The organism is Megasphaera sp. An286 (assembly GCF_002163455.1).
GTDB lineage: Bacteria > Bacillota > Negativicutes > Veillonellales > Megasphaeraceae > Megasphaera > Megasphaera stantonii.
The window spans coordinates 1-8,405 of sequence record NZ_NFIY01000035.1 but is presented as its reverse complement, the minus strand read 5'-3'; the positions used below and the strand labels follow the sequence as shown (position 1 = coordinate 8,405).

9 protein-coding genes, 2 tRNA genes and 1 rRNA gene are annotated in these 8,405 nt (G+C 52.1%); all 12 read right to left on the bottom strand.

Annotated elements, in window-relative coordinates; genetic code table 11:
* Nucleotides 1-212: 212 nt before the first annotated feature.
* Nucleotides 213-1,838 (bottom strand): chaperonin GroEL, encoded by a 1,626-nt coding sequence (gene groL / locus B5F80_RS10940; RefSeq protein WP_087478854.1) that lies wholly within the window; start codon nucleotides 1,836-1,838, stop codon nucleotides 213-215.
* Between the two features lie 45 nt (nucleotides 1,839-1,883).
* The gene (gene groES / locus B5F80_RS10935; RefSeq protein ID WP_087478853.1) at nucleotides 1,884-2,165 is read right to left on the bottom strand and encodes a co-chaperone GroES; all 282 of its coding nucleotides are present in this window, start codon (nucleotides 2,163-2,165) and stop codon (nucleotides 1,884-1,886) included.
* Between the two features lie 136 nt (nucleotides 2,166-2,301).
* Entirely contained in the window at nucleotides 2,302-2,892 is a 591-nt protein-coding gene (locus tag B5F80_RS10930) for a response regulator (protein ID WP_087478852.1), read from the bottom strand.
* Nucleotides 2,893-2,897: 5 nt separating this feature from the next.
* The gene (locus tag B5F80_RS10925; RefSeq protein ID WP_087478851.1) at nucleotides 2,898-4,316 is read right to left on the bottom strand and encodes a histidine kinase N-terminal domain-containing protein; all 1,419 of its coding nucleotides are present in this window, start codon (nucleotides 4,314-4,316) and stop codon (nucleotides 2,898-2,900) included.
* Between the two features lie 13 nt (nucleotides 4,317-4,329).
* The gene (tsaD, locus tag B5F80_RS10920) at nucleotides 4,330-5,340 is read right to left on the bottom strand and encodes a tRNA (adenosine(37)-N6)-threonylcarbamoyltransferase complex transferase subunit TsaD (RefSeq protein WP_087478850.1); all 1,011 of its coding nucleotides are present in this window, start codon (nucleotides 5,338-5,340) and stop codon (nucleotides 4,330-4,332) included.
* A gap of 2 nt (nucleotides 5,341-5,342) precedes the next feature.
* A complete protein-coding gene (rimI, locus tag B5F80_RS10915; RefSeq protein ID WP_087478849.1) occupies nucleotides 5,343-5,825 on the bottom strand; it encodes a ribosomal protein S18-alanine N-acetyltransferase in 483 nt (160 codons plus the stop codon).
* Entirely contained in the window at nucleotides 5,822-6,532 is a 711-nt protein-coding gene (gene tsaB / locus B5F80_RS10910; RefSeq protein WP_087478848.1) for a tRNA (adenosine(37)-N6)-threonylcarbamoyltransferase complex dimerization subunit type 1 TsaB, read from the bottom strand. The genes rimI and tsaB overlap by 4 nt, the downstream gene beginning before the upstream one ends.
* Nucleotides 6,516-6,983: a tRNA (adenosine(37)-N6)-threonylcarbamoyltransferase complex ATPase subunit type 1 TsaE gene (gene tsaE, locus B5F80_RS10905; RefSeq protein ID WP_087478847.1), complete on the bottom strand. Its 468-nt coding sequence runs from the start codon at nucleotides 6,981-6,983 to the stop codon at nucleotides 6,516-6,518. The genes tsaB and tsaE overlap by 17 nt, the downstream gene beginning before the upstream one ends.
* An 11-nt stretch (nucleotides 6,984-6,994) precedes the next feature.
* The gene (gene thiL, locus B5F80_RS10900) at nucleotides 6,995-7,975 is read right to left on the bottom strand and encodes a thiamine-phosphate kinase (protein WP_087478846.1); all 981 of its coding nucleotides are present in this window, start codon (nucleotides 7,973-7,975) and stop codon (nucleotides 6,995-6,997) included.
* Between the two features lie 125 nt (nucleotides 7,976-8,100).
* A tRNA-Arg gene (locus tag B5F80_RS10895) sits at nucleotides 8,101-8,177 on the bottom strand.
* Nucleotides 8,178-8,216: 39 nt separating this feature from the next.
* A tRNA-Trp gene (locus B5F80_RS10890) sits at nucleotides 8,217-8,292 on the bottom strand.
* Nucleotides 8,293-8,297: 5 nt separating this feature from the next.
* Nucleotides 8,298-8,405, bottom strand: a 5S ribosomal RNA gene (gene rrf / locus B5F80_RS10885); the annotation flags it as partial.

Sequence of the window (8,405 nt, the reverse complement as noted above, 5' to 3'; positions counted from 1 at the left end):
GTGATTGCTCCTTTGTTGATGATTTCTCGCAAAACCATTTTAACATGAAGCTTCACTATGGATTTTTGTTTTTTTGATTACCTGTTCAAATTCATTTTACAATTAACCTATAAAATTTTAAGCGAAAGGTCAAGAAAAATGCACGTAAAAAAAGCTCTCGCGAAAAATCACGAGAGCTTTTGCAATTACATTTACACAGGTAAGAACAACTCTTACATCATGCCAGGCATGCCGCCCATGCCGGGAGCTGCCGGGGCTGCCGGAGCCGGTTCCGGTTTGTCTGCAACCAACGTTTCCGTCGTCAATACCAATGCGGCGATGGAAGCAGCGTTCTGCAAGGCCGTACGCGTAACCTTAGCCGGGTCTACGATACCGGCTTTTACCATGTCGACGTATTCTTCCGTCAGCGCGTTGAAGCCAACGCCCTTATCGGATGCTTTAACCTTCGCTACGATAACCGAGCCTTCCAAGCCTGCATTGGCAGCAATCTGACGAACCGGTTCTTCAATAGCGCGTTTTACGAGGTTGATGCCCGTCTGTACGTCGCCTTCTTCATGGAATTCATCCAAAGCCGGGAGAATGTCGATGAACGTCGTGCCGCCGCCGGCTACGATGCCTTCTTCAACAGCTGCGCGCGTAGCGTTCAAGGCGTCTTCGAGGCGAAGCTTCTTATCTTTCAATTCAACTTCCGTTGCAGCGCCGACTTCGATGACAGCTACGCCGCCGGACATCTTGGCCAAGCGTTCCTGCAATTTTTCTTTATCGAAATCAGACGTCGTTTCAGCGATCTGCGCTTTGATCTGCGCAACGCGGTTTTTGATTTCTTCAGCGTTGCCGTGGCCTTCAACGATCGTCGTTTCGTCCTTCGTAACGCGAACCTGACGGGCCGTGCCGAGGTCTTCCATCGTAATGCTGTCAAGTTTGCGGCCTACGTCTTCTGTGATGACAGTAGCGCCGGTGAGGATAGCGATATCCTGAAGCATCGCTTTGCGGCGGTCGCCGAAGCCCGGAGCCTTAACGGCAACGGCTCTGAAGGTGCCGCGGAGCTTGTTGACTACCAACGTAGCCAACGCTTCGCCTTCTACGTCTTCTGCGATGATGAGGAGTTCTTTGCCGGCCTGTACGACTTTTTCGAGGACAGGGAGCATTTCCTGAATAGAAGCGATTTTGCGGTCCGTAACGAGGATGTACGGTTCAGTCATAACGGCTTCCATCTTATCCGGGTCCGTTACCATGTACGGGGAAATGTAGCCGCGGTCGAACTGCATGCCTTCGACGACAGACAGCTGCGTACCCATCGTCTTGGATTCTTCAACGGTGATGACACCGTCTTTACCAACTTTTTCCATAGCGTCGGCAATGAGGCCGCCGATTTCTTCGTCGCCTGCGGAAATAGAAGCTACCTGAGCAATAGCAGCTTTATCGGAAACGGCGATGGAACGCTGTTTGATTTCTTCTACCAATTTAGCGACAGCTTTTTCAATGCCCCGTTTCAAAATCATCGGGTTCGCGCCGGCCGCTACGTTGCGCATGCCTTCCTGGATCATAGCCTGAGCCAGCAGCGTAGCCGTCGTCGTGCCGTCGCCTGCTACGTCGTTCGTCTTCGTAGCGACTTCTTTGACGAGCTGTGCGCCCATGTTTTCAAAGGGATCTTCCAATTCGATGTCGCGGGCAATCGTTACACCGTCGTTCGTAATCGTCGGGGCGCCGAATTTCTTATCCAATACGACGTTGCGGCCTTTAGGTCCCAACGTAACTTTTACTGCGTTTGCCAAAGCGTCGACGCCTTTGCCCAAAGCGCGGCGTGCTTCTTCATTGAACAAAATCTGTTTTGCCATTGTTAAACACTCTCCTGTATGTAAAGTAATCTAGGTTCTATAAAATTAGCAAATAGCCAAGATGTCGCGTTCGCTGACGATCAAATATTCAGTGCCTTCATATTTGACTTCCGTGCCTGCATATTTGGAGAAAATAATCTTGTCGCCGACTTTTACATCCAATGCAACGCGGCTACCATTGTCCTGCACTTTGCCGGGACCTACGGCAACGACTTCGCCCTGGCTCGGCTTTTCTTTAGCCGTATCAGGCAAAAAGATGCCGCTGGCAGTTTTTTCTTCTTGTTCCAATACGCGGATAACAACGCGATCTCCTAACGGTTTTAACATTTTATATTCCTCCTCAATCATACACTGTATCTTTCATCTTGTTAGCACTCGCTGTATCCGAGTGCTAATTACAATATATATATTACTCATGAAAGGTGAAAAAGTCAAGACTTTTGTCTTCTTTTTTTCGCAACCCTTACGTCGAGCCGCCGCGGCGCTGCTCTGCGCTGGCGACGACCGCCTCGGCAACGGATTTTAACGAACGGCGCTTTTTCATGCTGTATTGCTGCAGGCGGCGATACGCCTCCTGTTCGGATATCTTATACAGCTCCATCAAGTATCCCTTTGCCTTTTCGACGACTTTTCTCGTCTCTATGCGCTCGTTCATTTCCCAGAGCTGCCGCGCCGTTTCTTCCTGCCGTTTAAACTGAGATATGGCGATTTCCATGGCAGGAAACAGGTTGACCGGGCTCACGGGCTTGACCAAATACCCCAGCACACCCGAATCCTTGGCTTGCTCGACGACGTCCTGCTGGCTGTAAGCCGTCAGCAGCAAAACCGGCGCAATGCGTTCGTGGCAGATCATTTTAGCCGCATGGATGCCGTCCAGCCGCGGCATTTTGATGTCCAGCAATACGATATCCGGCTTTTCTTTCCGCGCCAATTCCAGCGCTTCCACGCCGTCGGCCGCTTCCCCCACGACCACATGGCCGGCTTCTTCGAGCATTTCGCATAAATCCAGCCGGATGATAGATTCATCGTCCCCAATTACGACGCGATACCCCATATTCGTTATCCCCTCTCTGCAATAGAAAACTGTATTCGTACTTCCGTGCCGTGCGGCACAACGGGAGTAAACGACAACTCTCCTTTTAAATCCTTTTCCACCAACGTGCGGACGATTGTCAGGCCCAAATGCTTGCGCCCTTCGCCGCCTTGCGGCAAGGTCATGCCGACGCCCGTATCGCTGACGGTCAGCGTGCACGTCGTCCCTGCCTGTGTCACGGCGACGCGCACTTCCCCTTCGTCCAGCCCCTCAAAGCCGTGGATGATGGCATTGGTAATCAGTTCATTCAGCACTAACGCCAGCGACGTAGCCATATCCGACGGCAGGGGCAGCTCGTTTCCGGAAAACGACGTCCTGACGCGGCATTCCGCCCCGGCCATGCCATGAGTCAGCAGCGACAGCAGCTGTTTGGCGACTACGCAGATATCAATAGATTCTTCGTCGTGGTGCGATAAAATTTCATGAACCAAGGAAATGCTGAGTATGCGGTTTACGCTTTCCTTCAGCACATCCTTCGCCTCCCGGCTTTCGGTCCTGCGCATCTGCATGCGCAGCAGGCTGGCGACAGTCTGCAAATTATTTTTTACGCGGTGGTGAATTTCCTTGATAACCGACGTCTTGATCATCAGCTCTTCTTCTTTGCGGTACAACTCAGTCCGCTCCGTCAAAATAGCTATGACCCGATATACCTTGCCGCGCCGCAGCAGAGGAATGACCCGCCGCGTGACGACGACTTCCCCGAAGGTAATGTCCTCGGCAAAGCCTTCCCGCGTCGCCAGGGCCTGCTTCGCGCCGGTCAGATTGGTCCGGCTGTTGTAGATATTAGAACCGACCAGCATGCCGGAATATCCGCGCATGTGCATGATGCTTTCCGCCATTTCGTCTGCGTAAATCACGACGCCGTTGCAGTTGATGAGGATGACGCCGTCCTGCACGGATAAGGGGCGGTACAGCTTGCGGAAATCCCTCTCGATGGGGACCTGCAGAGCCAAAAAAGCCGTTTCAGTCAGCATATCGCGGTTGCTTTCTATCGTGCCGACAAAGGCGACGACGGCGATCGTTTCCCCGCCGTTATCGACGAAGGGATAGGCGAACAGCGGCTCAATACGCCCATAATCTACCTCTTTGCTGCCTTGCATCATCTGCCCCGTCTGCAGTACCTGCAGCACGACCGGTTCTTCGTACCCGGCGCAGACTGTTCCAGCTTTTTTTCTATTCGCCTGCGTTTCCGCCGGCTGCAGCAGCGGAAGGCGCTGCGCCGCCAAGACTACCGTGCCTGCCTTCTGCCCCGGCACAAAGACCAGCAGCTCCCGATGGGATAAGTCGCTGGCAAACTGCAGCAAATCTTCGCTGTTTTTTAGAATATGAATTTGTACGTCCGACAAGGCGCTGGCACTGCGGCAAATCGTTTCAATAGAAGACATAATCAGGACCTCTTTAATACGAGGAAATCGCCAAGGCCGGCTTGGCGTTGAGCGTCAGATCGGCGAAATGCCCTTCCAGGGCCATGTAATAAGCCCGGCATCCAATCATCGCCCCGTTGTCCGTACATAAAACGGGCTCTGGCCGATAAAACGAATACCCGTGGGCTGCGCAGGCCTGTTCCATCGCCGCGGCTAAGGCGCTGTTGGCCGAAACGCCGCCGGCAACGGCAATCTTGTTCATACCGCAGTACGCCGCTGCATCCATGGTCTTTTCTACCAGCGTTTCCACTACGGTCTTTTGGAAGCTTGCCGCAACGTCGTGTACATCATAGGGCTGCTTTCGCTGTTCCTGTGTATGAAGGTAATTCAGCACCGCCGATTTTAAGCCGCTGAAACTGAATTCAAAGTTATGCTTTTCATGCAGGGCCTTAGGAAATGCAATGGCGTCAGGATTTCCGTCCTTCGCCAGCTTGTCGATCTGCGGGCCGCCAGGATAGGGATAGCCCATGACGCGGGCAATTTTATCGAAGGCTTCCCCCGCCGCGTCGTCCCGCGTCTGCCCCAGCAGCGTAAACGTATTGTATCCTTCGATTTTTACCAGCTGCGTGTGGCCTCCCGACACGACCAGCGCCAAAAAGGGCGGCTCCAGCTCGGGATGGCTGAGGAAATTGGCAAAAATATGTCCCTCCATGTGGTTGACGCCGACCAAGGGCTTATCCAAGGCAAAGCTCAGGGCCTTGGCGGCCGCGACGCCGACCAGCAGCGCGCCGACTAACCCCGGGCCATAGGTAACGCCAATGTGATCTATCTCCTGCAGCGACACATGCGCCGTATCGAGAGCTTCTTTAATAATCGGCATGACGTATTCGATATGCTGCCGCGAAGCAATTTCCGGGACGACGCCGCCGAATTTACGGTGAATCGGCACCTGCGTCGATATGATATTAGAAAGAATCTGCCGTCCGTCCTGAATGACGGCGGCCGACGTTTCGTCGCAACTCGTTTCCAGTGCTAAAGTATACATCCTTACTCATCCTTTTTATATGAATTGGTAATCCACTGATAATTTTCTTTTTTACAGTCCATTACGTAGGCGTCTTCTTCCGGCTCAGAATAATAGTTTTTCCGTACTGACAGGACCTGATATCCTAATTTGCGGTACAAATGCAACGCCCCGATATTAGAAACGCGCACTTCCAAAAAAATATCGCTGCATCCGTCTTCCCAAGCCGCTTCCATTAAGACCCGCAGCAGCAGTTCGCCGTAGCCTTGCCGGCGGTATTGCTGTTTCAGCGCGATGTTCGTAATCTGCCCTTCGTCAAGAACGCGCCACAACCCGGCATATCCGGCGATAGTTCCATCTTCATCGGCTAATACGTAATACATGGTCAAATTCGGATTGGCCAGCTCTCTGGTTATAGCCTGCAACGACCACGGCACGGAAAAAGATTCTGTCTCTACGTCGAAAATGCCTTGGGCGTCAGCCTCTTCTGCTTTTCTTACAATCATAGGCACCGTTGGCCTCCATGACGTTTTTCCCACAATACCTCCGCCTCGCTCCGGCGCTTGTACGCCGGCGTCAAGGTCATGCAGTCGTCTGCCTCTCCAGCGGCCAGGCGCTGCTGGCCGGCAAGGGCCAAACTGCCAGCACGGGGAATAACCATCGTCGGCGGTGCGATGCGGAATAAATCGCTGGCAGCGGCAATCTTCTGCCGGCCCAGCAAGGCGCCGTCTCCGCAAAATACGACGGGCTCGCCCTGCTGCTGCAGCCGTTCCAATACGTCGTCCAACGGCATGACAGACACGTCGTCCAGCGTTTCCAGTATGCCCCGGTTCCACTTGTATACCGATGCGTACACGTTCCCCTTCTGCGCGTCGATAAGAGGACAGATTTTATCCGCATTTCCTACAAAATTCCAAGCCAAACTCGTCGGCGTTTCTATGCCGACAATAGGCGTCTGCCAGGCAAAGGCCAATCCCTTAGCCGTCGCCAAGCCGATGCGCAGCCCCGTAAAAGACCCCGGTCCGATAGATACGACAATCCCGTCGATATCGGCTTTGCCTACCGACGCCTTATCCAGCATATCGGCGATATGCGGCATCAGCTGTTCCGAATGGGTTAATCTTGCTTGTATCGTAAGCTCCGCCCGCAGCGTCTGCTCATGTAAAAGGGCCACGCTCGACACAAGGCTGGATGTTTCAATGGCTAACAACATAAGACTCTACCTCTTTTTCCGCGGCAGCCCAGCGGGCGCCGTTAAATTCAAAATGAAAGATGCGTTCCGTCAAACCCTTCTTTTCGATAAAAACGCGAGCCGCGTCCTCCGGCAGGCGTTCGGGGAATTTTTCCGACCACTCGATGACGGTCACGCCTCTCGTCAAGTAATCGTCAAACCCCAGGTCGTCTAATTCATATTCGTCTTCCAGACGATAAAAATCAAAATGCTGCAGCGGAACGACATGTTCATAATAGTTCAATATAGTGAACGTCGGACTGACGACGGGCTCACCGATGCCCATTCCCTTAGCAATGCCTTGGACAAAATGCGTTTTTCCCGCGCCCAAATCCCCCTGCAGCGCTAATACGTCGCCGTCGCTTAAAACTCGTCCTAACGCAGCGCCTAAGGCAATCGTATCTTGTTCCGAATGTGTTTCTATATCTATCATGACGCATCTCCTCATCTATGAAAATGATTCCAACCAGTCGGCTGTAATACAGACGTCTTTCCCTCATGCCGGACATATACCTGTCCCTTGCCGGGCCATACCTGCCCAATGGCCGTCACATAGGGATACTCCCTCCGCAGGGCTTCGAAATCGTCGGGAGCCATCGTAAAGATCAACTCATAATCTTCTCCGCCGTTAAATACATAGGCATATATATCTTTCTGTACAGACTGGGCCCATTGCCGCAGCTCCTCGCTGCAGGGAATCGCCTCTTTATCCAATATCAAATCGACGCCGCTGGCCTTGGCAATTTCATTGGATTCGCTAGCTAAGCCGTCGCTGATGTCATTTAAACTATGGGCACGATATGCTACCAAAGCTCGTCCCAGTTGTATCTGCGGCGTTGGAAATTGATGAGCTTTTTTCAAATGAGCATACCCATCTATCCCATGAAGAAGTACATCCAGACCGCCGGCAGAATCGCCAATCGTATGCGAAACGGCGACGACATCGCCCGGCTTAGCTCCGCTGCGGCAAATAGCTTTCCCTGACTCCACTTCGCCAAAGGCCGCCACCGTGATGACTAACGCGCCTTTAGACAAAACCGTATCCCCGCCAATAATATTGACGCCGTAGGTTTTGCATATGTCTTTCATTCCCTCATACAGCGCCGTCAAATCAGCCATTTCCATATCCGTAGGAATTGCAGTAGACAGGACGATGTGCGTCGGAATGCCTCCCATCGCGGCGATATCGCTTAAATTAGAAGCCACTGCTTTATACCCGACATCAAACCAGGAAGCCGTTTTCCCTATGATGAAATGACTCCCCTCGACCATCGTATCAATGACGGCAATTTGTTCCATGCCTTCTGTCGTCTTATACACAGCGCCGTCGTCGCCAATTCCCACGACGACAGAAGAAGGATTAAACAAGGTCCCTTCCTTGACGGCATCAATGAATCCAAATTCGCCGATCTCTGAAATCTTCATGTTAGTACTCCTCATATATTTAGACTTTTGAATATATTTTAATAGAAACACAGTCAAAAGTAAAATCATTACGCCCATTTAGGTATACAAAAAAACAGCTCATACAAATTGCATGAGCTGTTCTATGGTGACCCGGTAGGGATTCGAACCCTAGACCTACTGATTCGTAGTCAGTCACTCTATCCAGCTGAGCTACCGAGTCATGGAAGGGATTAAATCTCTAACAGATATAATCCCTTTTTGGCAGGGGCAGAAGGACTTGAACCCTCAACCGACGGTTTTGGAGACCGCTACTCTACCAATTGAGCTATACCCCTATAATAATCAGCGGCTTCCTATCCTCCCAGGGGGCCTCCCCCCAAGTACTTTCGGCGTTTGCGGGCTTAACTGCTGTGTTCGGCATGGGAACAGGTGGATCCCCGCAGCTATC